The 22,209-nt window shown below is 69.6% G+C and carries 25 protein-coding genes and 1 riboswitch; of the genes, 18 read left to right on the top strand and 7 right to left on the bottom strand.

Features of this window, described 5'->3' with window-relative positions:
* The 6 genes from ACE5C1_RS04865 to ACE5C1_RS04840 form a co-directional block, all read left to right on the top strand.
* Nucleotides 1-751 (top strand): murein hydrolase activator EnvC family protein (locus ACE5C1_RS04865; protein ID WP_374942934.1); only part of this gene is annotated, 751 nt, incomplete at its 5' end.
* 97 nt (nucleotides 752-848) lie between these two features.
* Nucleotides 849-2,183 (top strand): S41 family peptidase, encoded by a 1,335-nt coding sequence (locus ACE5C1_RS04860; protein WP_374942933.1) that lies wholly within the window; start codon nucleotides 849-851, stop codon nucleotides 2,181-2,183.
* A gap of 2 nt (nucleotides 2,184-2,185) precedes the next feature.
* Nucleotides 2,186-2,671: a disulfide bond formation protein B gene (locus ACE5C1_RS04855; protein ID WP_374942938.1), complete on the top strand. Its 486-nt coding sequence runs from the start codon at nucleotides 2,186-2,188 to the stop codon at nucleotides 2,669-2,671.
* Nucleotides 2,668-3,222 carry a demethoxyubiquinone hydroxylase family protein gene (locus tag ACE5C1_RS04850; protein ID WP_374942932.1) on the top strand — a complete coding sequence of 185 codons (555 nt, stop codon included), beginning with the start codon at nucleotides 2,668-2,670 and terminating at the stop codon, nucleotides 3,220-3,222. The genes ACE5C1_RS04855 and ACE5C1_RS04850 overlap by 4 nt, the downstream gene beginning before the upstream one ends.
* Before the next feature lie 8 nt (nucleotides 3,223-3,230).
* Nucleotides 3,231-3,674 carry a hypothetical protein gene (locus ACE5C1_RS04845; RefSeq protein WP_374942931.1) on the top strand — a complete coding sequence of 148 codons (444 nt, stop codon included), beginning with the start codon at nucleotides 3,231-3,233 and terminating at the stop codon, nucleotides 3,672-3,674.
* A 276-nt stretch (nucleotides 3,675-3,950) separates the two neighbouring features.
* Nucleotides 3,951-4,030: riboswitch (ZMP/ZTP riboswitch) on the top strand.
* Nucleotides 4,031-4,049: 19 nt separating this feature from the next.
* Complete coding sequence (locus ACE5C1_RS04840; RefSeq protein ID WP_374942930.1) at nucleotides 4,050-4,736, top strand: DJ-1/PfpI family protein; 687 nt, start codon at nucleotides 4,050-4,052, stop codon at nucleotides 4,734-4,736.
* Here the strand turns inward: ACE5C1_RS04840 and ACE5C1_RS04835 are convergent.
* Nucleotides 4,717-5,352: a DedA family protein gene (locus ACE5C1_RS04835; RefSeq protein ID WP_374942929.1), complete on the bottom strand. Its 636-nt coding sequence runs from the start codon at nucleotides 5,350-5,352 to the stop codon at nucleotides 4,717-4,719. The genes ACE5C1_RS04840 and ACE5C1_RS04835 overlap by 20 nt on opposite strands.
* A gap of 98 nt (nucleotides 5,353-5,450) precedes the next feature.
* On the opposite strand from ACE5C1_RS04835, the gene ACE5C1_RS04830 reads away from it, so the two are divergent.
* The 3 genes from ACE5C1_RS04830 to ACE5C1_RS04820 all read left to right on the top strand — a co-directional run bounded on the left by ACE5C1_RS04830 (nucleotide 5,451) and on the right by ACE5C1_RS04820 (nucleotide 8,430).
* Complete coding sequence (locus ACE5C1_RS04830) at nucleotides 5,451-6,245, top strand: aldo/keto reductase (RefSeq protein WP_374942928.1); 795 nt, start codon at nucleotides 5,451-5,453, stop codon at nucleotides 6,243-6,245.
* A gap of 69 nt (nucleotides 6,246-6,314) precedes the next feature.
* A complete protein-coding gene (locus ACE5C1_RS04825; protein WP_374942927.1) occupies nucleotides 6,315-7,238 on the top strand; it encodes a hypothetical protein in 924 nt (307 codons plus the stop codon).
* 13 nt (nucleotides 7,239-7,251) lie between these two features.
* Nucleotides 7,252-8,430: a glycosyltransferase gene (locus tag ACE5C1_RS04820; RefSeq protein WP_374942926.1), complete on the top strand. Its 1,179-nt coding sequence runs from the start codon at nucleotides 7,252-7,254 to the stop codon at nucleotides 8,428-8,430.
* On the opposite strand, the gene ACE5C1_RS04815 is transcribed toward ACE5C1_RS04820, so the two are convergent.
* Together ACE5C1_RS04815 and ubiG are read right to left on the bottom strand one after the other, a co-directional pair.
* A complete protein-coding gene (locus ACE5C1_RS04815) occupies nucleotides 8,388-9,842 on the bottom strand; it encodes a hypothetical protein (protein WP_374942925.1) in 1,455 nt (484 codons plus the stop codon). The genes ACE5C1_RS04820 and ACE5C1_RS04815 overlap by 43 nt on opposite strands.
* On the bottom strand, nucleotides 9,839-10,579 hold the full coding sequence (gene ubiG, locus ACE5C1_RS04810) for a bifunctional 2-polyprenyl-6-hydroxyphenol methylase/3-demethylubiquinol 3-O-methyltransferase UbiG (RefSeq protein WP_374942924.1): 741 nt from the start codon (nucleotides 10,577-10,579) through the stop codon (nucleotides 9,839-9,841). Before ubiG ends, ACE5C1_RS04815 begins: the two co-directional genes overlap by 4 nt.
* 63 nt (nucleotides 10,580-10,642) lie before the next feature.
* On the opposite strand from ubiG, the gene ACE5C1_RS04805 reads away from it, so the two are divergent.
* Nucleotides 10,643-11,887, top strand: a complete 1,245-nt coding sequence (locus ACE5C1_RS04805; protein ID WP_374942923.1) for an aspartate kinase — start codon at nucleotides 10,643-10,645, stop codon at nucleotides 11,885-11,887.
* On the opposite strand, the gene ACE5C1_RS04800 is transcribed toward ACE5C1_RS04805, so the two are convergent.
* Nucleotides 11,884-12,096 (bottom strand): hypothetical protein, encoded by a 213-nt coding sequence (locus tag ACE5C1_RS04800; RefSeq protein WP_374942922.1) that lies wholly within the window; start codon nucleotides 12,094-12,096, stop codon nucleotides 11,884-11,886. The genes ACE5C1_RS04805 and ACE5C1_RS04800 overlap by 4 nt on opposite strands.
* Before the next feature lie 124 nt (nucleotides 12,097-12,220).
* On the opposite strand from ACE5C1_RS04800, the gene ACE5C1_RS04795 reads away from it, so the two are divergent.
* The 8 genes from ACE5C1_RS04795 (at nucleotide 12,221) to pal (ending at nucleotide 18,663) form a co-directional block, all read left to right on the top strand.
* Nucleotides 12,221-13,207 (top strand): NAD(P)H-dependent flavin oxidoreductase, encoded by a 987-nt coding sequence (locus ACE5C1_RS04795; protein ID WP_374942937.1) that lies wholly within the window; start codon nucleotides 12,221-12,223, stop codon nucleotides 13,205-13,207.
* Nucleotides 13,208-13,292: 85 nt separating this feature from the next.
* On the top strand, nucleotides 13,293-14,012 hold the full coding sequence (locus tag ACE5C1_RS04790) for a hypothetical protein (protein WP_374942921.1): 720 nt from the start codon (nucleotides 13,293-13,295) through the stop codon (nucleotides 14,010-14,012).
* A gap of 48 nt (nucleotides 14,013-14,060) precedes the next feature.
* Nucleotides 14,061-14,519 carry a YbgC/FadM family acyl-CoA thioesterase gene (locus tag ACE5C1_RS04785; protein WP_374942920.1) on the top strand — a complete coding sequence of 153 codons (459 nt, stop codon included), beginning with the start codon at nucleotides 14,061-14,063 and terminating at the stop codon, nucleotides 14,517-14,519.
* 14 nt (nucleotides 14,520-14,533) lie between these two features.
* Complete coding sequence (tolQ, locus tag ACE5C1_RS04780; RefSeq protein ID WP_374942936.1) at nucleotides 14,534-15,208, top strand: protein TolQ; 675 nt, start codon at nucleotides 14,534-14,536, stop codon at nucleotides 15,206-15,208.
* A 47-nt stretch (nucleotides 15,209-15,255) separates the two neighbouring features.
* A complete protein-coding gene (locus ACE5C1_RS04775) occupies nucleotides 15,256-15,699 on the top strand; it encodes an ExbD/TolR family protein (RefSeq protein WP_374942919.1) in 444 nt (147 codons plus the stop codon).
* On the top strand, nucleotides 15,699-16,712 hold the full coding sequence (locus tag ACE5C1_RS04770; protein WP_374942918.1) for a cell envelope biogenesis protein TolA: 1,014 nt from the start codon (nucleotides 15,699-15,701) through the stop codon (nucleotides 16,710-16,712). Before ACE5C1_RS04775 ends, ACE5C1_RS04770 begins: the two co-directional genes overlap by 1 nt.
* Nucleotides 16,713-16,722: 10 nt before the next feature.
* Nucleotides 16,723-18,093, top strand: a complete 1,371-nt coding sequence (gene tolB / locus ACE5C1_RS04765; RefSeq protein ID WP_374942917.1) for a Tol-Pal system beta propeller repeat protein TolB — start codon at nucleotides 16,723-16,725, stop codon at nucleotides 18,091-18,093.
* 45 nt (nucleotides 18,094-18,138) lie between these two features.
* The gene (gene pal / locus ACE5C1_RS04760; RefSeq protein ID WP_374942916.1) at nucleotides 18,139-18,663 is read left to right on the top strand and encodes a peptidoglycan-associated lipoprotein Pal; all 525 of its coding nucleotides are present in this window, start codon (nucleotides 18,139-18,141) and stop codon (nucleotides 18,661-18,663) included.
* 394 nt (nucleotides 18,664-19,057) lie between these two features.
* On the opposite strand, the gene ACE5C1_RS04755 is transcribed toward pal, so the two are convergent.
* The 3 genes from ACE5C1_RS04755 to ACE5C1_RS04745 form a co-directional block, all read right to left on the bottom strand.
* On the bottom strand, nucleotides 19,058-19,909 hold the full coding sequence (locus ACE5C1_RS04755) for a S1/P1 nuclease (protein ID WP_374942915.1): 852 nt from the start codon (nucleotides 19,907-19,909) through the stop codon (nucleotides 19,058-19,060).
* A 139-nt stretch (nucleotides 19,910-20,048) separates the two neighbouring features.
* The gene (locus ACE5C1_RS04750) at nucleotides 20,049-20,966 is read right to left on the bottom strand and encodes an isoaspartyl peptidase/L-asparaginase family protein (protein ID WP_374942914.1); all 918 of its coding nucleotides are present in this window, start codon (nucleotides 20,964-20,966) and stop codon (nucleotides 20,049-20,051) included.
* A 9-nt stretch (nucleotides 20,967-20,975) separates the two neighbouring features.
* Complete coding sequence (locus tag ACE5C1_RS04745; protein WP_374942913.1) at nucleotides 20,976-22,142, bottom strand: acyltransferase family protein; 1,167 nt, start codon at nucleotides 22,140-22,142, stop codon at nucleotides 20,976-20,978.
* Between the last annotated feature and the right edge of the window lie 67 nt (nucleotides 22,143-22,209).

The raw sequence follows: 22,209 nt of genomic DNA, 5'->3' as shown, positions 1-22,209 counted from the left end.
CCACCTCCGCGCCGTCCTCGGCACCGCGCTGCCCGCGGTCCGCGCCCGCACCGCCGGGCTGAGAGCCGAGATCGACGCCACCCGCCGGCTCCGCGCCGCCGCGCTCACCGCCGCCACCGCGCTGCGCGACGGCCGCGCCGCGCTGGAATCCGCCCGCGTCGCGCTTGCCCAGGCCGAAGCCGCGCACCGTGGCCGCGCGCAGGCGCTCGGGCGCGGCGCGATCGGCGAATCGGATCGCGCGCTGGCGATGGGCGAACGCGCCCGCGACCTGGTCGACCAGATGGCGCAGACCGGCGCCGCGACCGCGACCGCCGCCGACCTCGCGCAGCTCGACGGGCCGCTGCCGCGCCCGCTCGCCCCCGGTTCGACGCGTCCTGCGCGCGTCGGCGGCGCCTACCGCCTGCCGGTCGCGGGGCGGCTGGTCACCGGGCTCGACGAGATTTCGGACGCGGGCATCCGCTCGCGCGGGTTGACCTTCGCGGTGGCCGCGGGTGCGCCGGTGCATGCGCCCGCCGCGGGCATCGTCCGCTACGCGCGGCGGTTCCGCGGCTATGGCACCATCGTCATCCTCGATCACGGCAATGGCTGGACCACGCTCGTCACCGGGCTCGGAACCGCCGCCGTGATCGCAGGGGACCGCGTCGCGGCCGGCACGACGCTCGGCCGCGCCTCCTCCGGCGAAGACCCACGCGTCACCGTCGAGCTTCGCCGTCGCGGCCGCCCGATCGACATCGCCGCGCTTGTGGATTGAACGCTCAGCGCCCGTTCAGCCCACGTCCGCTTTGATCGCGGGCGCGTAAACCGCTATTCGCATGCCATCACTGCCCTCGTCGCCCAGGAACACCTCGATGTCCCGTCCCTCGACCTCCACCTTCGCGCTGCTCGGCGCGCTGGTCCTCGTGCCGCTGGCCACCTCGGCTATGGCGGCGGTGGACAGCACGAACTACCGCGAGTTCGAACAGTTCCTCGACGTCTATAACCGGGTAAAGGCCGATTACGTTGACAAGGTCGACGACAAGACCCTGATCAAGGGCGCGATCCAGGGCATGCTCGCCAGCCTCGATCCGCATTCGAGCTACGTCGACGCGCTCGACTACGACAATCTGCGGATCATGACGGAGGGCAATTACGGCGGCTTGGGCCTCACCGTCTCGATGGAGGACGGCGCGGTCAAGGTCATCGCGCCGCAGGAGGACACCCCCGCCGCGCGTGCCGGGGTGAAATCGGGCGACTACATCACCCATGTCGACGGCAAGCTGATCTATGGCGAGACGCTGGACGAGGCGATCGGCCTGATGCGCGGCAAGCCCGGCACCAAGGTCGCCATGACGTTGGTCCGTCCGGGCAACCCCAAGCCGATCGACGTCGCGATGGTGCGCGAGGTCATCGTCCAGAAGCCGGTGAAGTGGGAAGTGAAGGGCGATGTCGGCTACATCAACATCAACACCTTTTCCGAAGCCACCGGCGCCGACACCCGCGACGCGATCCGCGGCATCGACCGCGCGCTCGGGCACAAGCCACTGGGCTATGTCGTTGACCTGCGCGACAACGGCGGCGGGCTGCTGACCCAGGCGATCGCGGTCAGCGACGCCTTCCTCGATCATGGCGAGATCGTCTCGCAGCGCGGCCGCGAGAAGACCGATATCGAGCGTTATTACGCCAAGCCCGGCGACGACGCGAAGGGCCTGCCCGTCGTCGTCCTGACCAACGCGGGCACCGCGTCGGCGAGCGAGATCGTCGCGGGCGCGCTCCAGGACCATCACCGCGGGCTGGTGATGGGCGAGCGCAGCTTCGGCAAGGGATCGGTCCAGACGCTGCTCCAGCTCGGCCCGCAGACGGCGCTCCGCCTCACCACCGCGCGCTACTTCACGCCATCGGGGCGATCGGTGCAGGAGGGCGGCATCGAGCCCGATATCCGCGTGCCGCAGATCAGCGACCCCGACTACAAGGCCCGCCCGGTGTTCCGCGAAGCCGACCTGCGCCGCCATTTGATCAACGAGGTCAAGGCCGACAATGCGGTGCTTGAGGAGGATGCCAAGACAGACCCGCGGTATGCGCAGACCCCCGAACAGCTCAAGAAAGCGGGCATCGACGATTTCCAGCTCTATTACGCGCTGAAGACGGTGGCGCGGCTCGGCGGCCCGACCCAGGTCGCCGCGGCGACGAGGCCGTCCGTCAAGTGACGATGAATCCCGGCGAACGTCGCGCAAGGCTGCTAGCGCTGCTGCTGCCCGCCGCGCTGCTCGCGGGTGCGTGGGGCGCGCAGCTGATCGGCGGGCTCTATCCGTGCGAGATGTGCCATTGGCAGCGCTGGCCGCATTATGCCGCGCTCGTCCCTGCGGCGCTGGCCTTCGTCGTGCCCCGGCGCGGCGCTGCGCGGATGCTGGTCGTCGGCGCCGCGCTGCTGATCGCGCTCAGCGGCGCGATCGCCGTCGCGCATGCAGGCGTCGAATACCATTGGTGGAACGGCTTCACTGCCTGTACCGCGACGACGTCGCTGTCGGGGATGAACGCGGCGGCGCGGCTCGATGCGATCCTGCACGCGCCCGTGGTGCGCTGCGACGTCGCGCAATGGACGTTCGCGGGCGTGTCGCTCGCCGGGTTCAACGCGGTCCTGTCGCTCGGCGGCGCGGCGCTGATCCTGTGGTTGCTCGCAAGGAGGGTTCGATGACCGGCACTGGGCAAACGGATGCATGGCGGCCCGGCGACGCCAAACGCGCGACCGATTCGATGATCCGCGTCGACCAGGCTGGCGAATATGGCGCGACCCGCATCTATGCGGGGCAATTGGCGGTGCTCGGCGACCGCCATCCCGCCGCGCGCGCGATCCACCACATGGCCGCGCAGGAGGAACGCCACCGCGCCTTCTTCGACAAGATGATCGTCGACCGCGGCGTGCGCCCGACGGTCCTCCAGCCGCTCTGGAACGTCGCCGGCTTCGCTTTGGGCGCGGTCACCGCCGCGATCGGCCCCGACGCCGCAATGGCCTGCACCGCCGCGGTCGAGACCGAGATCGACAAGCATTACGCCGAACAATTGGACGCGCTCGGCGACAGCGACCCCGAACTGTCCGCCGCGATCGCCGATTTCCAGGCCGAGGAGCTCGAACATCGCGATCATGCGCTCGCCGCGGGAGCGGAGAATGCGTTCGGCTATCCGGTGCTCAGCGGGCTGATCCGGCTGGGGTGCAAGGTCGCCATCGCCGCGGCGAAGCGGATATGAGGACGCGCATGAACAGGTTCCTGATCGCCACGCTGCTGGCCACCGCGCCCGCCACGGCCCAGATCGGCCCGCCGACTCCGCAGGCGCGCAAGCCGATCTCGGTGCCCGGCGAAATCTCGAAGAGCGCGCCGGTCAACGGCGTCGTCGTCCTCTACGGCAACGAACGCTGCCCGACCGACAACGACGGCAACGAGGTCGTCGTCTGCGTCCGCCGCAGCGCGCAGGAACAGTTCCGCGTGCCCAAGGAACTCCGCGAGTTCCAAGTGACGCCGCAGAACGAAAGCTGGGCGGCCCGCGCGGAAGGTACCACCGGCACCGGGGTGGGCGTCAGCAGCATCGGCAGCTGCTCGGTCGTCGGCGCCGGCGGCCAGAGCGGCTGCTTCGCGCAGCGCGTGGGCGAGAGCAGGCGCGAGAATGCGGCGCGGGCGGACGCGCAATCGCGGGTGCCCTAAGCGGCTTGCATTGTTGGAACCGTTCACGCAGCCCGGACGCTCGCTCTTTCTCACCTCTGCTGCAACCGGTCCGCTCCGCGACCGCGTGGACCCCCCCGCGAGAACACGTCGTTGGCCTCACCTTTGCCTCACCTTCCGTTTGGAAAACGGAGGGATGACGCTATCGGGAAGGCTGCTTCGAACTGGTCGGGACAAGTCCCAAACCGCATGCTCGGCACGGGGCGGTTCGGCTGAAGCGCGACAGCTTGCGCGCCGCAGCCGCCGCACGTAACTCGGGGGAGTTCGCGTGACTGGCGCAGTCGTGGAGCACCACGAGGAAGCGCGAACGTCATACGCCGCGCGCCTGGGCACCTCTCGCAGCAAGGAGCCTCGCGCATGTCCCTCCATCTCGCCCTCCTGCTCTTCCCCGGCGTCACCCAGCTCGATCTGACCGGTCCGGTACAGGTGCTCTCGCGCCTCGGCGATGCCAGGCTCGACCTCGTCTGGAAGACGCGCGATCCCGTGATGACCGACGCGGGTTTCGCCATCCTGCCGACCGCCACCTTCGAAGAGGTGCCCCGCGCCGAGATCCTGTGCGTGCCCGGCGGTTTCGGCATCGACGGCGTCATCGTCGACGATGAAGCGATGGCTTGGATCCAACGGGTGGGCGCCACGGCAACGTGGGTGAGCAGCGTGTGCACCGGCTCGCTGATCCTCGGCGCGGCGGGGCTGCTCAAGGGCTATCGCGCGGGCTGCCACTGGGCGCAGCGCGACATGCTGCCGCTGTTCGGCGCCGAGCCGGTCGCCGAACGCGTGGTGATCGACCGCAACCGCATCACCGGCGGCGGCGTCACCGCGGGCATCGACTTCGCGCTGACGCTGACCGCGCTGCTCCGCGGCGAAGCGCATGCCCGGGCGGTGCAGCTGAGCCTCGAATACGATCCCGCGCCGCCGTTCGACAGCGGCTCGCCCGAGCGCGCCGGCGAGGCGCTGGTCGCCACCTACCGGCGCCGGGTGGCGACACTCGCTCCGACCCGCGACGACGATCTGCGCGCGCTCGCGCTCAGGCGCGGTTTTTCCTGATGCCGTTCGCCCGGTGCCAGATGTAGAGCGCGACCAGCGCGATCAGGATCACCCCGATCGCCAGATCGGCGCGGTGGAATGCGGCCTTGATCCTCGGGTCGGTGTTCCACTTGTCGCCCAGCGTCATGCCGACCCACGCCAGCCCGAAGCACCACGGCCACGATCCGATAAAGGTGTAGACGTGGAACGGCACCAGCCGCATCCGCGCGACGCCGGCGGGAAAGGCGATGAACGAGCGGATCACCGGCAGCAACCGCCCGATCAGCACCGCCGCCGATCCGAAGCGCGCAAAGAAGCGATCCGCCTTGTCGAGCTCGTCCGCCCCGATCAGCAGGTACTTGCCCCAGCGTTCGGCCATCGGCCGCCCGCCACGCTTGCCGACCTCATAGGCGACGATCGAGCCCAGGTTGCACCCGAGCGCCCCCGCGGTCGCGGCCAGGTACAAGTCGAACCGCCCGGTCGAGACCAGATAACCGGCGAACGGCATGATGATCTCGGACGGCAGCGGGATGCACGCGCTTTCGATCGCCATCAGCAGCGCGATGCCGAGATAGCCGCCGGTGGAGATCACCCAGATCGTGAAGGTGGCGAGCACGCCGAGGATATGTTCGAACATGGCCGCGGCGCTTGCGCGATCGGCGCGGGAGCGTCAACGCGGAACGGGCGCGCGACCCCGGGCGGAACCCGGATCGACGCAGGGAGGTTGGCACGCACATGACCGATATCACCCTTAACGATGGCCGCACGATGCCCGCGCTCGGCATGGGCACTTACAAGATCCCCGATTCGCAAGCCGCGACCGTGGTCCGCGCCGGACTCGACACCGGCTTTCGCCTGGTCGACACCGCGGCATTCTATCACAACGAGCGCGGCGTCGGCGAAGGCGTGCACGGTTCCGAGGCGTTCGTGACCACCAAGCTGTGGAACGACCGCCACGACGATGCCGAAGCCGCGCTCGACGAGAGCCTGGCGTTGCTCGGCGTCGATGCGGTCGACCTATACTTGATCCATTGGCCGGTGCCTTCGCAGGGCAGGTTCGTGGCGGCATGGAAGTACCTCGTGCGCCTGCGCGAGGCGGGCAAGGCCAAGTCCATCGGCGTATCCAATTTCCTTGCCCGCCATCTGGAGCGCGCGATCGACGCGACCGGCGTAATGCCCGCGGTCAATCAGATCGAGCTTCACCCTCGCTTCCAGCAGGTCGAGCTGCGCGGCTGGATGGAAGAAAACGGCATCGTCACCCAAAGCTGGAGCCCGCTCGGGCAGGGGGAGGTGCTGGGCGACCCCGCGATCGTCGAGATCGCGCGCAAGCACGGCCGCTCGCCCGCGCAAGTGGTGATCGCTTGGCATCTGGCACTCGGGCTGTCGGTGATCCCGAAGGCCGGCTCGCCCGCGCATCTCGCCGAGAACGCTGCCGCCGCCGATCTGACGCTCGACGACGACGATCTGGCCGCGATCGCAGCGCTCGATTCGCAGGATGGACGGATCGGCCCCGAACCCATGTCGATGTAGACCCGGCCGTCACACGTCCGACATGAACGCCGCCTACCGCACCCCGGCGACCGTGCGGAGAGAACGAGGATGGGCACCCGCCCGCAGGACCTGATGCCTCCCGCCGTCGAGATCGCGGGGCTGGAACCGCTACGGACGATCCGCAGCCGCTGGCCCGCGGTCATCGGCGCGCTGCTGAGTGCGGCGATGATCGTCGGGCTGGCGCACGCGCTGCTCGGCGCAGGATTGGCGGGGCTCGCGCGTTCGGTCCCGGCGAGCCCCGTCTTCTACGTCGCCTTTGCGCTGTTCTACCTCGGGCCACCGTGGTTCGACCATGTGATCTTTCGCCGCTTGTGGCGCATTCCGCCCTCCGGCTTCGCAGCGCTCCTCAAGAAGCGCGTCGCGAACGACGTCGTCCTAGGCTATTCGGGCGAGGCGTATTTCTATGCCTGGGCGCGGGCGCGTGCGCCGATGGTGGCGGCGCCGTTCGGCGCGGTGAAGGATGTGTCGATCCTGTCGGGGCTGGCAGGCAATGCGATCACCGTGGCGATGGTCGCGGTCGCGCTGCCGATCGCGCACGGCCTGCTGAGCGCGGGCGAGTTCCGCACGGTGATCGGTTCGGCCGGTGTCGCGCTCGCCGCATCGCTGCCGTTCTTGGTGTTCTCGCGCCGGGTCTTCTCGCTGCGGCGCGGGGAGCTGTGGTGGGTCTTTCGCACCCATTGCCTGCGCCTGCTGCTCGGATCGGTGCTGATCGCCTGGGCGTGGCACGCCGCGATGCCGGGCGTGGCGATGGGGATGTGGCTGCTGCTCGCGGCGGGGCGGCTGCTGGTGTCGCGGTTGCCGCTGGTGCCCAACAAGGACCTGATCTTCGCCAACATCGCCATCCTGCTGATCGGGAAGGACAAGGCGCTGTCCGAGCTCCTCGCGTTCGTCGCCGCGGCGACCCTGCTGACCCACATCGCGTTGATCGCAGGCTTCGCCGCCCACACGTTGGTGCAAAGGCGCGTGGTTTGATGCGGCCTCGCGCATGAAGATCGTCGACGTCAACGAATTCTATTCGCCCACCGGCGGCGGGGTGCGAACCTATGTCGATCGCAAGATGGCGATCCTCGCGGACATGGGCCACGCGCTGACGGTGATCGCACCGGCGCGTGCGGATGCCGTCGAGGAGCGCCCGGGCGGTGGCCGTGTCGTCTACGTCCGCGCGCCAAGGTTGCCGCTGGACGCCAATTACGGCCTGTTCTGGGATGCCGCCCCGGTCACCGCGCTGCTCGACCGTATCGACCCCGACGTGGTCGAATGTTCGTCGCCGTGGCGTCCCGCGTGGATCGTCGCCGACTGGCGCGGCCGCGCGCTGAAGGCGTTCTTCATGCACAACGACAATGTCGAGGCTTACCCCAAACGCTGGTTCGAACGCGTCGCCTCCGGGCAGGCCATCGAGCGCGGCTTCGCCTGGTATTCGCGCTACCTGGGCAGCTTTCTGGAGCGGTTCGACACGGTGACGACCAACGGCCCGGCGCTGACCCGGCGGATGCAGGCGCGCGGGGTCCGGGTGGACGCGACGATGACGCTCGGCATCGATCGCACGCCCTTCTCGCCCGCGCACCGCGACGATCGGCTGCGCGCCGCGTTGCTGGCGCAATGCGGGTTGCATGCAGACGCGCACCTGCTGCTCGGCATCGGCCGCCATCATCCCGAGAAGCGCTGGGCGACGATCGTCGACGCGGTCGCGCGGGTGGGGGCGGTCGCGCCGGTCGGGCTGGTGCTGATCGGCGAAGGCGTCGGCACTGCCCAGCTCGAGCGGCGCGCGGCGGGCAGCCCGCACATCCGCCTGTTCCGCCCGGTCTACGATCGCGCGCTGCTCGCCCGCATCATGGCGAGCTGCGACGCCTATATTCATGGGTCGGTCAGCGAGCCGTTCGGGCTGGTCGTGTCCGAAGCGCTGGCGTCGGGCGCGCCGTTGATCGTCCCCGACGTCGGCGGCGCGGCCGAACTGGCACGCCCGCCCTATGCGGAAACCTTTTCCGGCGGCGATGCCGGGACGTGCGCCGCGGCGATCCTGCGCCTGCTCGCGCGCGACCGCCGGGTGCTGCGCCGTGCGGCGGGCATCGCCGCGGCCACGGTGCGAAGCGACCGCGAGCATGCCGCGGCGCTGGTCGACCATTATGCCGCGTGCATCGCCGGGCGAACCGCCTGCGCGGCCTGATCTCGGCGGCGCACGAACACGCGAACGACACCGCTGCCGAGCAGCACCGCCGCGCCCTGCCGGTAATGGCGCGCGACGTCGGCAGCCACGAGCGCGCGCAGATCGGTACGTTCGCCGCGGTAAGCCGGGCGCATCACGACCACCGCGGGCGCACCGGCCAGGATGCGGCGAACTTCGCTGACCTGGTCCATCCCGATCGCACCGCTCTCGCGCGCGCGTCCCAGATGGCTCGGGAAGACGTAGCGCGAGACGCGGCAGCGGCCGGTCCAGGGATAGAGCATCGTCTCGCCCGACTGCACCCACAGACAGCCCGGCCCGTGGCCGACGGCGGCTGCCAGCGTCTCGAATTCCGACGGCGATCCACGGCCCAGCCGTTTGGAGAGCAGCAGCGCCTGCCCACCGACCGCGAACAGCGCCATGGCAGGTATCGCCCAGCGGCGGACGTCGCGATACTCGCCCATCGCACCCGCTGCCACGACCGCGGCGGGAACCATGACCGGCAGCGCATAGTGATCGAACCACGACCCGAACACCAGCAGCCCCAGCAGCGCGGCGGCCAGCCACACGGCCAGGAACAGGCGCTCGCGCGTCCAGCCTTGCCGCGCCATCGTAATCACCGCCATTGCCAGCAGCGGCGACAGGATCAGGACGACACCCGCCAGATTGCCCACCTGCTCGATGAGCGGGTCGGCGCGGCGCTCGAAGATCGACCGGAAATTGGCATACCAGAAGGCATCGAACCGCCCGACTGCAGCGAACGCTCCCGCAGCCACCACCGTCGGCACCAGCGCGACCGCAACCAGGGCTGCGCCAAGCGCAAGCGTCCGCCCGGGCCGATGGTGCACGCGCCAATGGTGCGCGACGATCCACAGGCCGAAGGCGATGCCTTCGAAGACGACGCTGTACTTCACCTGCATGGCGACGCCGATGAGCGCCATGGCGGCGAACCCGCGCTTCTCACCGCCACCCCGCGCGCCGACGATCAGCAGCGCGGCGGCGGCGACGAGCGCGTTGTAGAACACCGGCGATTGCCCGCCCTCGCCCTCCGCCAGGATGATCCAGACGAGATAGGCGATTCCGGCGAGCGTCGCGCCGCCGTGCCATCCGGCGATCCGCGCCATTCGCGCGACCATCGCCGCGGTCGCCACCGCGGACGCGAGCGCCATTGCCTGATACGCCCAGATGCCGGCGCGCAGCGGCAGCGCGGCGGCGGGCGCATAGAGCAGGAACAGCCCGACGGGCTTGCGATCCCACACGTCGGCATAGGGCCACGCCCCGTCGATCATCGCGCGCGCAGTGACGAAGTAGAATTGCTCGTCGGCGTGGACGATCGGGTTGCCCAGCGTGATCGCGCGCGTCAGCAGCGCGACGCCAAGCAGCAGCGCCACCTCCCGCAGCGGCGCGCGCGTCACGCCCGCGTAGCGGTCAGCAGATAGTCGAGCGCGGTCGAGGCGCCGAGTGCGAAGCCGGTCGCGGGTGAGACGACCAGCCCGCGCACGTCGATCACGCGCAGCCCGGCATCCGCAAGCAGCGCGGTCAGCTCGTCGGGGGTCAGGAACCGGTGCCAGTCGTGCGTGCCGCGGGGGATAAGCCCCGTCCCCTCCGCCACCGCGATCATCGCCACGCGCGACACCGCGGTGCGGTTGGGCGTCGACATCACCAGCAGCCCGCCGTCGGCGAGCGCCCCTGCGACCCCGCGGATGAAGGCGGGGCGGTCGACGACATGCTCGATCACCTCCATGCAGGTAACGAGGTCGAAGCGTTCGTCCGCCGCCAGCGCCGCGACGCCGCCCGCGCGATAGGCGATGTCCAGCCCTCCGCCGCGCGCATGCTGGTCCGCGACCACGATGTTCTCGGGCGCGGCGTCGATGCCCATAACCTGCGCGCCCAGCCGTGCGAGCGGTTCGCACAGCAGCCCCGCGCCGCAGCCGATGTCGAGCGCGCTGCGCCCGACGAGCGGCGCGAACCCCTGCGCGTCGCCGCCCCAATGCGCGTCGATCTGCTCGCGGATATACGCGAGGCGCGGCGGGTTGAGCTTGTGGAGCATCGCCGACGAGCCCTTGGGGTCCCACCAGTCCGCGGCCATGCGCCCGAAATGCGCGGCTTCGCGCGGGTCGATGGTCTGGGTCGTCACGGTTGCGCTATCCATGGCGCCTTTCTATCAGGACGCCCGCAATCGCCCAAGCGGCAAGAGCCAAGGATCGACGCCGCAATGGCCCGTATCGTGATGAAGTTCGGCGGCACGTCGATGGCCGGCATCGAGCGCATCCGCCATGTCGCCGCGCGCGTGAAGCGCGCGGTCGATGCGGGCAACCAGGTCGCGGTCGTCGTTTCGGCGATGGCGGGGGAGACCGACCGGCTCGTCGGCTTCTGCCGCGAGGCCTCGGCGCTGTACGACCCGCGCGAATACGACGTCGTCGTCTCGGCGGGCGAGCAGGTGACCAGCGGCCTGCTCGCGATCGCGCTCCAGGCGGCGGGCGTGCCCGCGCGCTCCTGGCTCGGCTGGCAGCTGCCGATCGCGACCTCGGACGCGCACGCCTCGGCGCGGATCGGCGCGATCGACACCACCGCGCTCGATGCGAGCCTCGCGGCGGGCGAAGTCGCGGTGATCCCGGGTTTCCAGGGACTGGCGCCGGGCGGACGCGTGACCACGCTGGGCCGCGGTGGCTCGGACACCAGCGCGGTCGCGCTGGCGGCGGCGATGAAGGCCGACCGCTGCGACATCTATACCGACGTCGACGGCGTCTACACCACCGATCCCCGCATCGTCCCGCGTGCGCGCAAGCTGGCGAAGGTGACATACGAGGAAATGCTCGAGCTCGCCTCGGTCGGCGCCAAGGTGCTGCAGACCCGCTCGGTCGGGCTGGCGATGAAGGAGCGGGTACGGGTGCGGGTGCTCTCGTCCTTCTCCGATACCGACGACGAAGACACCGGCACCCTGATCGTGGGCGAAGAGGAAGTGGACGACATGGAACGCCAGCTCATCACCGGCATCGCGCACGACAAGAACGAGGCCAAGATCACGCTGACCCAGGTGCCCGACCGTCCCGGCGCGGTCGCCAGCATCTTCGCGCCGCTCGCCGACGCGGGCATCAACGTCGACATGATCGTCCAGAACGTCGCGCATTCGACGGGTTCGACCGACGTGACCTTCACGGTGCCGGCCGCCGAGCTGGCGCGGACGCTCGACACGCTCGACCGGGCGAAAGACCGGATCGGCTACGACACAGTGATCCACGACACCCGCGTCGCCAAGATCTCGGTGGTCGGAGTCGGCATGCGCAGCCACGCAGGTGTCGCCTCGACGATGTTCACGACGCTGGGCGATCGCGGCATCAACGTGCTCGCGATCACGACCAGCGAGATCAAGGTCTCGGTGCTGATCGAGGAGGATTACACCGAACTGGCGGTGCGCGTCCTCCACACCGCCTACGGGCTTGATGCGGAGGCCGGCTAACCCGCCTCTGGCATGGCCGCCGTCTCCGCCGCCATCCGCTGGGTCATCGCGGCCTTGAGCTGCTTGGTGATCATGCCGCCGCTGACGTGCGCGTGGACCAGCTCGAAGCCTTCCTTGGACAGCTGGCGTCGGATGTCGTCGATCGTCCGGCAGGTTCCCGAACGCGCAAGCTCGAACGCGCGTTCGAGGGTGGATTGGCCGTTGTTCATGCACGCGGTCTAGCACGCGTCCGAAACGATTGCGAATAGGCGTGCAGGCGGGCATTGCGAGATAATGACCGACACGCTCGTTACGCCCGCACCCTCCGTCGGGGTAGATCGTCTCCACCGCCGTATGGAGCGCGGCGCTGCGTTCCTCGGCTCGGAGGTCGCGGTGATGGCGGGGGCGATGTCGTGGGTGTCGGAGCGCAACCTGGTCGCCGCGATGTCCAACGCGGGCGGTTTCGGGGTGATCGCGTGCGGGGCGATGACGGTCGACCTGCTCGACCGAGAGATCGCTGCGACCAGGGCGCTGACGCGCAAGCCGTTCGGGGTCAATCTTATCACCATGCACCCCGATCTGTTTGCGCTGATCGCGGTGTGTGGGCGTCACCGCGTCGGCCATGTCGTCCTCGCGGGCGGACTGCCGCCGAAGGCCTCGCTGGACGCGATCAAGGCGACCGGCGCAAAGGTCATCTGCTTCGCTCCCGCGCTCGCGCTCGCCAGGAAGCTGATCCGATCGGGCGTCGACGCGCTGGTGATCGAGGGGATGGAGGCGGGCGGCCACATCGGCCCGGTATCGACCAGCGTGCTGGCGCAGGAAATGCTGCCCGAGGTCGCTGCCCAGGTGCCGGTGTTCGTCGCCGGCGGCATCGGCCGCGGCGAGGCGATCGCGGGCTATCTCGATCAGGGAGCGGCCGGGGTCCAGCTCGGCACGCGCTTCGTCTGCGCGACCGAATCGATCGCACACCCGAACTTCAAACGCGCCTTCATCCGCGCCTCGGCCCGCGACGCGATCGCCAGCGTCCAGCTCGACCCGCGGCTCCCCGTCATCCCGGTCCGCGCGCTCAAGAACGCCGGGGGCGAGCTGTTCACCGCCAAGCAGCGCGAAGTCGCCGGGCACCTCGACGAGGGCCGCGTCGCGATGGCGGAGGCGCAGTTGCAGATCGAGCATTATTGGGCGGGCGCGTTGCGCCGCGCGGTGATCGACGGCGATGTCGAGCACGGATCGGTCATGGCCGGCCAGTCGGTCGGCATGGTGACCAAGGAGGAGCCGCTCGCCGACATCCTCGGCGCCCTGATGACGCAAGCCGCGCACGCGTTTGAGAGGCGCGCAGCTTAGCTACGCCAGAGAGGCTCGGGCGGCTTAGCGTTTCGTTAACCTTGTTTGGGGCAGGCCATGCAGCGAAAGCGCGGAGGAGTTCGCCATGCTGCATCGCTCGTTTACGGTCGTTCTGCTCGCCACGCTGTCGGCCTGCGCCGGTCGCGCCCCGCAATTCGCGATAGTGCCGCTCGCTCCGCCGCCGATCGCCGTGTTGCCGGTCGTGCCGCCGATGCCTGCCGGAGCTTCGCCGGGCATGGCCATCCCAGCGATGCTCGCCGACGGACGCTATGCCACGCCCAATGCCGCGCTGAGCCCGGCCGCGACTGTGTGGCACCTGCGCGCGGGGCTCAACGTCGCCGCGCTCGCCTGCCGCGCCGACGAGGCGACGACGGTCGCCCGCTACAATGCGCTGCTCGCGGCCAACCGCACCGCGCTGACCACGGCGGAGGCGCAATATGCCGCCGAGTTCCGGGGGGCAGGCGGCGACTGGCGCGACCGCTACGACGACGCGATGACCCGCCTCTACAATTACTATGCGACCTCGCCCGCGCAGCCCGCGTTCTGCGCCGCCGCGGCGCAGATCCTCGCCGATGCCGCGGCGGTGCCCGCCACCGGCTTCGCGGCATTTGCGGCCGAGCGGCTGCCCGCGCTCGACCGCCCGTTCACGGATTTCTACCGCGCCTACGATGCGTGGCGTCGCGGTACCCTGCCGCCAGCCGTGCTCGCCAGCGCTGCGATCGCGTCGCAGCCGCCCGCACCGGTCATCGCCCGCGTCGAGGTCGATCGCAGGGCCTTGCTCGACGACCGCTTGGCCAGCAGATAGGCCCGCAAGGGTTCCTTCCCGCGGCGCGTTCGGTTAACAGCCGCGGCGATGGTGGAGACGGATCAGCCGGCCGGGGGACGTTTCGCGAGCGCGGAGCATCGCTTTCCCGTGCGCGTCTATTTCGAGGATACCGACCTGTCGGGGGTCGTCTACCACGCCAATTACCTGCGCTGGATGGAGCGTGCGCGCTCCGACATGCTGCGGCTTGCCGGCATCGATCAGCGCGACGTGTTCGAAAGCGGCTGGGGCGCCTATGCGGTCGCCGATCTCGCCATCCGCTATGCCGCGCCCGCACGCCTCGACGATGTCGTGGTCGTCGCCAGCACCGTGCTGAAAGCCACGACGGCGCGCGTCGTCATTCAGCAACGAGTCAGCCGCGGCGCGGTCCTGTTGACCGACGCTCAGGTCACGGCGGCGCTGGTCGGCCCCGACGGCCGCCCGCGGCGCCAGCCCGCCGCCTGGCTCGAGATCTACGAACGCCTGATCGGCGGAGGGGACGTCACGTGAATCCGGTCTTCAACATGGACGCTGCGACGATGTCGCCCGTCGCCTTGTTCCTCCAGGCCGACGTGGTCGTAAAGGTGGTGATGGCGGGGCTGCTGATCGCCAGCATCTGGACCTGGGCAATCATCGTCGCGTCGTGGCGGCGGTTCGGGCGGACGCGCACCGAAATGGCGCGGTTCGAACGCGATTTCTGGAAGGCCGAGGATATCGACGCCTTCCACAAGGAGGAATCGGCGCGCGAATTGCCGTCGGTTCGCGTCTTCGCCGCCGGGGTCGCCGAATGGCGGCGCTCGACCGCCCAAGGGCACATCGACAAGGTCGGCACCCGCGAGCGCCTCGCGACCACGATGGGCGCCGCGGTCGCCAAGGAGGTCGATGCGCTGTCCGACCGGCTCAATATCCTCGCGACGGTCGGATCGGTGGCGCCGTTCGTCGGGCTGTTCGGCACCGTCTGGGGCATCATGCGCAGCTTCACCGGGATCGCCAGCGCGCAGAATTCGTCGCTGGCCGTGGTCGCGCCCGGCATCGCGGAGGCGCTGTTCGCCACCGCGATCGGCCTGTTCGCCGCCATTCCCGCGGTGATCGCGTACAATCGCTTCAGCCACGGGGTGAACCGCATCGAGGCGAGCCTCAACCGCTTCGCCGACGGCTTCCACGCGACGCTCAGCCGTCAGCTGGATGGCGCACGGTGAGGATTCTAGCGCAATTCCTCCCCCTACCGGGGAGGAACTAAATGCCCATGCTCCCCTCTCGCTCCGCGCGCGGGCGCCGTGCGCCGATGGCGGAGATCAACGTCACGCCGCTCGTCGATGTGATGCTGGTGCTGCTCATCATCTTCATGGTCACCGCGCCCTTGCTGACCGCGGGCGTGCCCGTGAACCTGCCCGACAGCCGTGCCAAGCCGCTCGATCAGGATGCCAAGCCGACCGAAATCTCGCTCGACGAGCAGGGCCGTACGTTCATCGACAAGGAAGAGATCAGCGACGCCGAGCTTCCGCGTCGCCTGGACTCGCTCGCCGTGAGGAATGGCCCGGGCGGGCAGCCGCCGCAGATGTTCCTGCGCGCCGACCGCACGCTCCCCTACGAACGGGTGATGCGGGTGATGGGCGAACTCAACCGCGCCGGTCTCAACCGGGTCGCGCTGGTGACGATAGAGGGGAGCGCCGGGGGTAAGCGGCACTGATGGACCGTTCGGAGAAGATCGGGCTGGGGGTAGCCGTCGCCGGGCATGCGATCCTGTTCGGGCTGCTGTCGGTCGGCTTCCTCGCGACCCCCAATCCGGCCAAGCTGGAGCAGCACCCGGTCGAGGTCAGCCTGGTCAAGGACGTCGGGCTCGAAGCGAGCGCCCCGCAGGCGATCGAACCCCCCGCGCGATCGGTCGCGCCCGAGCAGGGTGCGCCGGAGGAGGCCGCCGCGCCCGCGAAAGCCGAGCCCGAGCCAACCGCTGCGCCACCCCCGCCTGCACCTGAACCCAGACCCGCGTCTAAGCCGCAACCCAAGCCGCAACCTGCGCCAGAACCCAAGTCTGCTCCCGCCACCAGGCCCGCGCCCGCGCCCAAGCCGGTCGCGCAGCCCAAGCCCGCGCCGCGCCAGACCCCCGCGCCAAAACCCGCTGCGCCCGCCAAGGCAGTGGCCAAGCCCGCCGCATCGGCCCCCGCGAAGACCGCGACCGCCTCGACCGCGCCGTCGCGCACCGCCTCCACCCGCACCCCCGCGAAGGCTGCGCCGTCCGCCGCAAAGGGCAGCGGCACGAGCGCAACCGCCACCGCGTCGCGCCCGCGCGGATCGCGGCTGGGCAACGATTTCCTGAAAGGGCTGACCAGCGACCCGTCGCCCACCAAGTCGGAGGCACCCCGCGCCGCGAAGATCGACGCGCGCGCGCTGGCTGGCATCCAGGACGCGATCAGCCGCCAGATCCAGCCATGCGCCGACCGCCAAGTCGATCCCGGCCCCGGCGCGAACCAGATCGTCACGGTTCTGAACCTGCGTCTGAACCGCGACGGCACGCTGGCCGCGACCCCGACGATGGTGCGGCAGACCGGCGTGAGCGACGGCAACGATCGCTACGCCCGCCGGGTCGTCGACCTCGGCGTTGCCGCGTTCAAGGGCTGTTCACCTTTGCGGTTGCCTGCTGAATTCTATTCGACGCCGAACGGCGGCTGGAACAACATCAACTACAAGTGGCAGCTGCGCTAGGATGCCGATCATGAAACTGCCTCTCGCCCTCGCGCTCCTGTTCGCGACGCCGGTCTTCGCGCAGGAGGCGCCGCCTACGACGCCTCAGCCCGCCGCCGAACCCGCAGGCCAGACCCCGCCACCGCTCGAAGTGTCGGTGACCGGCGGCGTCTCCGCGCCGTTGCCGATCGCGATCCCCGCGATGCCGACCGCGGCGGTGGTCGACACGCCCGCCGGATCGACCGACACGCTCGGTCGCCAGCTCGCCGAGATCGTCGCCAACGACCTGCGCAATTCCGGCCTGTTCACGCCCCTGTCGTCCGGCCAGCTCCGCCCGGTCGCCTTTCCCGAAGTCACCGCCCCCGGCTTCGATTATTGGGGCGGCACCGGCGCGCAGGCGCTGGTCCAGGGCTTCGTGCGCGCCGGGGCGGACGGCAATCTGACCGTCGGCTGCTATCTCTACGACGTCTCGGCGCGCACCGAACTGGCGCGGCAGGGCTATGTCGTGCCGCCGTCCGACTGGCGCCGCGCCGGGCATAAATGCGCCGACATGGTCTACGCACGCCTCACCGGCGAAGGCGGCTATTTCGACAGCCGCGTCGTCTACGTGTCCGAAACCGGCCCCAAGGCCAGGCGCATCAAGCGCCTCGCGATCATGGACCAGGACGGGGCCAACCACCGCATCCTGATCAATTCGACCTCGATCATCCTGACGCCCCGGTTCGCGCCGAACCAGCAGTCGATCGTTTACATGAGCTACGTGAACGACCGGCCGACGATCTACGTCTACGATCTCGGCAGCGGGCGTCAGCGCCGCGTGGTGACCACCGACAACCTCGCCTTCGCGCCGCGCTTCTCGCCCGACGGGCGCTTCATCCTGTTCTCCATGGCGGTCGGCGGCAACACCGACATCTACCGCGTCGCCGCAAGCGGCGGTACGCCGCAGCGGCTGACCAACTCGCCGGGCATCGACACCGGCGGCAGCTATTCCCCCGACGGCTCCAGGATAGTGTTCGAGAGCGACCGCTCGGGCGGGCAGCAACTCTACGTGATGAACGCCGACGGCTCCAGCCAGCAGCGGATCAGCTTCGGCGGCGGACGCTACGCCACGCCGGTGTGGAGCCCGCGCGGCGATCTGATCGCCTTCACCCGACTCGCGGGCAGCTTCCGGATCGGCACGATGAGCCCCAGCGGCGGCGGCGAGAAGCTGCTGACCGACAGCTGGCAGGACGAGGGGCCGAGCTGGTCGCCCAACGGCCGCGTCATCACTTTCTATCGCGCCGGACGCGGATCGCAGGGCAAGGCCGATCTGTGGTCGGTCGACCTGACCGGGGTCAACGAACGCCGCATCCCGACCCCGCTCGACGGCTCCGATCCGGCCTGGGGACCGCTGCGTCCATGAGACTTGGGCGTCCCTGACGCGTTACCTTCTCACGGGAGAACGATAATGAAGACATTCAACACTGTCCTGCTGGCGGCCACGGCGCTGGTCGCGGTCTCGGGCTGTTCCAAGAAGCGCCCCCAGACGCTGCCGCCCGCGCCGCTCGATCCCAACGCGGGGACAGGACAGACCACCACCACGACGGAAACGAGCGAAGGCGCGCTCGTCCCCGGCTCGGACGCCGACTTCCGCCGTTCGGTGTCGTCGAACACCGTCAATTTCGGGCTCGACCAGTACGACATCGACTCCGCCGCCCGCGCAATCCTCGATTCGCAGGCCGAATGGCTGGCGAAGTTCCCGAACAAGCGGATCACGCTGGAGGGGCATTGCGACGAACGCGGCACCCGTGAATACAACCTGGCACTCGGCGACCGCCGCGCGAACGCCGCCAAGAACTACCTCGTCGCGCGCGGCGTCGACGCGGGCCGCATCTCGACGATCAGCTACGGCAAGGAGCGCCCGGTCGCGCTCGGCTCCGATGACGAGAGCTACGCCCAGAACCGCCGCGCGGTGACGATCGTGGTGAGTTGATCCGCCCCCGCGCTAGCGGGGACCGAGGAACAATCGCGCAGCGATGGTGAGGAGCCGGCGAGGCGCCGTCTCCGTCATCTTGCGGGCGGCGCGGGGCGCGCGCAGCCACCGCACCAGCGATTCGATGCCCCTTGTCCTACAGCCCGCCACCTGTGCCACCGTTACCGCGACCCGGGTCGATATCGACCCTCGCTCTTTCTCATGGTCACGGAACAGGAAACGATCGGCCGCGATCGATGCATGTTCAAGCGTCGACCAGTGTCAACGTGTTCGGCTTGGCGAGGATTGCAACGGGCACGATAGCCGTCACCGTCGCCAACATCGGCCAGTCTCGACCATGCGCATTGGCCTCACCTTAGCCTCACCTTCGGTCAGGCAAACGGCCCGGCAAGCGTCAACCCAGCGCGCGATCCAGCAGCTTGGCCAGCCGGATGCCGCCCTTCTCCACTTCGGCGCGCGCGACCGGCACCAGCCGCGCGATGGTCGCTTCGTCCAGGGCCCCACGCGCCGGAAACGGGGCGCACGCCCGGCCCCCCGTCGCGGCGTCGTAGGCGGCATGCGCGACCCGCCAGCTCTCGCGGCTCCAATCGGTCACATCGCCCGCGCCCAGCCGCGCGCGGTCGGCGGCGGAATAGCGGCGCACCAGGCTCGGCGGCGTCGAGATCGCGCGTTCCGCCAACAAGCCGTCCCAGATCGAATGGAGGTTCAGTCTCGGCGGCGCATAGATGCCATAGTCCATCTTCGCATCGTTGCCGCCCTTGTCCCCCTTGTCGCCTGCGTGAAGCGGCTGGTGGAGGTCGCCGACGAAGTGGATCAGGAACGCCAGCGCCATCACGCGTTCGCGGGGGTTCGCGCGGCGGTTCTTCACGATGGCGGCCTGCTTCTCGATCTGCGCCGAGACGCAGTTGCCGTCCTTGCAGGCGGGCGTCAGGTCGAAGTCGCGGCAGATGTCGACGTTCTGGTAGTGCCAGCTATAGGCATAGCCGAAGCGCGAAGAGCCGTCGGCGGCCTTCAGCGGCTTGATGCAATCGGCCCAGACGCTCGCCTGCTCGATGGTGCCCGCCGGACATTCGGGCGTCTCCAGCAGCGCCTGCTGCGCCAGCAGCCGCCGGATCGCCACCCGAGTCGCGGGCTTCACGTTGGCGTAGGCGATCTCCGCCACCGTCTCGTGGCCATATTCCCAATAGGCCGCAGCGGGGCTGGCGGCGGCAAAGGCCAGCAGGATGATGAAAATGCGGATCAGCATACCCGTGCTTTAAAACAACTCCGCACCAGATTGAACCACCACCTCCGTTCGCCCTGAGCGAAGTCGAAGGGCATGGCCAAGGACCGGTGCTTCGACTTCGCTCAGCACGAACGGATTTCAGAAGATTGCAACTGAACAGTCACTCGTCGCCGTAGATCGCGACGTACGGAGCGACACCCGACGAGACGGTGCCGCGGTACATGCCCCTGGTCGAGAAGCGCATCGCGGTGTCCCCGGCGGGTGTCACGACAATGATGCCGCCGGTGCCGCCGAGCGCGACGACCTCGCTCAGCACCGCCTGTGCCGCCGTGCCCGCATCCTCGCCCAGGTGCCGGACCCGCGCGGCGATCGCGTGGGCGACACCGGCGCGCAGGAAGGTCTCACCCGAGCCCGTACACGACACCGCACACGCCCGATCGTCCGCCCAGGTGCCCGCCCCGATCACCGGTGAGTCGCCCACTCGGCCCCAACGCTTGCCGGTCACGCCCCCGGTCGAGGTGGCGGCGGCGACATGGCCGTGCATGTCGCAGGCGACCGCACCGACGGTGCCGTATTTCATCTCGACGTCGAACGCATCCGCGCCCTTGGCCTGCAATTCGGCGAGCTGACGGCGGCGCTCGGCCGTCACGAACCAATCCTCGCCCGCCTGCTCCAGCCCGTGCGCCGCGGAGAACGCATCGGCACCGCCCCCCGCCAGGAAGACATGCGCGCCGTCCTCCATCACCGCGCGTGCGAGCGCCACCGGGTTGCGCGTGGCGGTCACCCCGGCCACCGCGCCTGCGCGCCGGTCGCCGCCCATGATCGCGGCGTCGAGCGCGACCCGGCCCTCGCTGGTCAGCACCGCACCGCGCCCCGAATTGAACGCCGGATCGTCCTCGAGCACGATGACGGTTGCCGCGACGGCCTCCACCGCGGCGCCCCCCGCCGCCAGCACCCGCGCACCCGCAACCAGCGCCGCGGCAAGCCCGGCCCGCGCCGCGGCATCCTGCTCCGGTGTGAGCACCTCTCGGGTGATGCCACCCGCACCGCCGTGGATGGTGAGCGTCCATTCGGTCATCGGCATATCCTACAGCAAGGCGGGAACCGCGGGGCGCTGCCGTTGGCGAAGCCCGATCAGCGGCCGCAACCGCGGCACCGCACGCCCCCCGAGGTAGAAGGCCCAGCAGCCCGCGACGGTAGCGGCAACGAGGATCGCGAACTCCGCCCAGCCCGGAAGCCCGGCGCCCAGCAGCCAGTACATGACGACCACGATGATCGTCTGGTGGACGATGTAGAAAGGAAACACCGCTTCGGTCAGCATCGGCCGGATCGCGGCATCGTGGTTCCAATAGCGCTCGGCGACCCCGATCAGCGCCACGATCGTCCCCCATTGCTGCACCGCATGCGCGACGCCGTAGGGGCGATACCCCCAACTCGCCGCCCACGCCTTGGCGGCAAAGGACAGCTCGAACGCGAGCACCGCGGCGTACCCGAGCAGCGCCAATGCGGCGGCAGGCTTCCACAGCCGCACCGTGGCCGCCAGAACCGCGGGCGATCCGGCCAGGGCGAAGCCGAACAGGAACGCCGGCAGATACGACGCATGCGCGATGCCGTCGCCGACCAGCGCATGCGTCTCGCCGACCATCGTGAACCACGATCCGTGCACCAGCGCGAACCACGCGGTCGGGAGGATCAGCAGCCACCAGCCCGAGAACACCCGGTCGAACACTCGCTGCAGCCAGGTGCTCCGCATCAGCGAGACGCCGACCGCGAGGATCAGCGTGTAGACCCACAGGTACCCCACGAACCACAGGTGGTTCCACGTCGGCAGCGCGACTCCATCAAGCGACGAGAACCGCCAATAGTCGCGCAGCCAGAAGCTCGCGAGGCCGTGATCGTAACCATGGCGAGTCACCAGCTCGACCCAGGGTTGCGGCGGCACGATCAGGATCATCCCGAACGCCAGCGGCACCAGCAGCCGCGCGCTCCGATTGGCGGCGAACCTGCCCGGTGCGGGGTAGCGCGCGAGCAGCGCCCGGCTGGCATAGCCCGACACGACGAACAGCAACGTCAGCCGCCACGCGTTGGTCGCCAGCATCGGCAGCGTCAGCCAGGCCGCGATATGCGTCGACTTCACATGGAAGTTCCACGGCACGAACACCATGCCGACATGGTAGAAGATCAGCGCCGCGAACGCGCCGATCCGCAGCCAGTCGAGACCGTAATGGCGTTGGGGGTCGGGGGCTGGCTCCATCGCGGCTCGCGGTAGCGCGCCCTCCCCAAACCGCAACGTCTTTGAACCGCAACCCAGCACGCGCTAT

This window comes from Sphingomonas sp., assembly GCF_964263785.1.
Classification (GTDB): Bacteria; Pseudomonadota; Alphaproteobacteria; order Sphingomonadales; family Sphingomonadaceae; genus Sphingomonas.
Note: the sequence above shows the minus strand (reverse complement) of the source record. Positions and strands in the feature narration are given on the sequence as shown.

What these genes read in the sequence shown, in the direction of transcription:
- ACE5C1_RS04750 (WP_374942914.1), bottom strand. Translation starts at nt 20,966, where the DNA reads ATGACCGAATGGACGCTCACCATCCACGGCGGTGCGGGTGGCATCACC.
- pal (WP_374942916.1), top strand. Translation starts at nt 18,139, where the DNA reads ATGAAGACATTCAACACTGTCCTGCTGGCGGCCACGGCGCTGGTCGCG.
- ACE5C1_RS04820 (WP_374942926.1), top strand. Translation starts at nt 7,252, where the DNA reads ATGAAGATCGTCGACGTCAACGAATTCTATTCGCCCACCGGCGGCGGG.
- ACE5C1_RS04830 (WP_374942928.1), top strand. Translation starts at nt 5,451, where the DNA reads ATGACCGATATCACCCTTAACGATGGCCGCACGATGCCCGCGCTCGGC.
- ACE5C1_RS04770 (WP_374942918.1), top strand. Translation starts at nt 15,699, where the DNA reads ATGGACCGTTCGGAGAAGATCGGGCTGGGGGTAGCCGTCGCCGGGCAT.
- ACE5C1_RS04775 (WP_374942919.1), top strand. Translation starts at nt 15,256, where the DNA reads ATGCTCCCCTCTCGCTCCGCGCGCGGGCGCCGTGCGCCGATGGCGGAG.
- ACE5C1_RS04845 (WP_374942931.1), top strand. Translation starts at nt 3,231, where the DNA reads ATGAACAGGTTCCTGATCGCCACGCTGCTGGCCACCGCGCCCGCCACG.
- ACE5C1_RS04860 (WP_374942933.1), top strand. Translation starts at nt 849, where the DNA reads ATGTCCCGTCCCTCGACCTCCACCTTCGCGCTGCTCGGCGCGCTGGTC.
- ACE5C1_RS04855 (WP_374942938.1), top strand. Translation starts at nt 2,186, where the DNA reads ATGAATCCCGGCGAACGTCGCGCAAGGCTGCTAGCGCTGCTGCTGCCC.
- ACE5C1_RS04745 (WP_374942913.1), bottom strand. Translation starts at nt 22,142, where the DNA reads ATGGAGCCAGCCCCCGACCCCCAACGCCATTACGGTCTCGACTGGCTG.
- ACE5C1_RS04850 (WP_374942932.1), top strand. Translation starts at nt 2,668, where the DNA reads ATGACCGGCACTGGGCAAACGGATGCATGGCGGCCCGGCGACGCCAAA.
- ACE5C1_RS04840 (WP_374942930.1), top strand. Translation starts at nt 4,050, where the DNA reads ATGTCCCTCCATCTCGCCCTCCTGCTCTTCCCCGGCGTCACCCAGCTC.
- tolQ (WP_374942936.1), top strand. Translation starts at nt 14,534, where the DNA reads ATGGACGCTGCGACGATGTCGCCCGTCGCCTTGTTCCTCCAGGCCGAC.
- ubiG (WP_374942924.1), bottom strand. Translation starts at nt 10,579, where the DNA reads ATGGATAGCGCAACCGTGACGACCCAGACCATCGACCCGCGCGAAGCC.
- ACE5C1_RS04800 (WP_374942922.1), bottom strand. Translation starts at nt 12,096, where the DNA reads ATGAACAACGGCCAATCCACCCTCGAACGCGCGTTCGAGCTTGCGCGT.
- ACE5C1_RS04790 (WP_374942921.1), top strand. Translation starts at nt 13,293, where the DNA reads ATGCTGCATCGCTCGTTTACGGTCGTTCTGCTCGCCACGCTGTCGGCC.
- ACE5C1_RS04755 (WP_374942915.1), bottom strand. Translation starts at nt 19,909, where the DNA reads ATGCTGATCCGCATTTTCATCATCCTGCTGGCCTTTGCCGCCGCCAGC.
- ACE5C1_RS04785 (WP_374942920.1), top strand. Translation starts at nt 14,061, where the DNA reads ATGGTGGAGACGGATCAGCCGGCCGGGGGACGTTTCGCGAGCGCGGAG.
- ACE5C1_RS04835 (WP_374942929.1), bottom strand. Translation starts at nt 5,352, where the DNA reads ATGTTCGAACATATCCTCGGCGTGCTCGCCACCTTCACGATCTGGGTG.
- tolB (WP_374942917.1), top strand. Translation starts at nt 16,723, where the DNA reads ATGAAACTGCCTCTCGCCCTCGCGCTCCTGTTCGCGACGCCGGTCTTC.
- ACE5C1_RS04795 (WP_374942937.1), top strand. Translation starts at nt 12,221, where the DNA reads ATGGAGCGCGGCGCTGCGTTCCTCGGCTCGGAGGTCGCGGTGATGGCG.
- ACE5C1_RS04825 (WP_374942927.1), top strand. Translation starts at nt 6,315, where the DNA reads ATGGGCACCCGCCCGCAGGACCTGATGCCTCCCGCCGTCGAGATCGCG.
- ACE5C1_RS04805 (WP_374942923.1), top strand. Translation starts at nt 10,643, where the DNA reads ATGGCCCGTATCGTGATGAAGTTCGGCGGCACGTCGATGGCCGGCATC.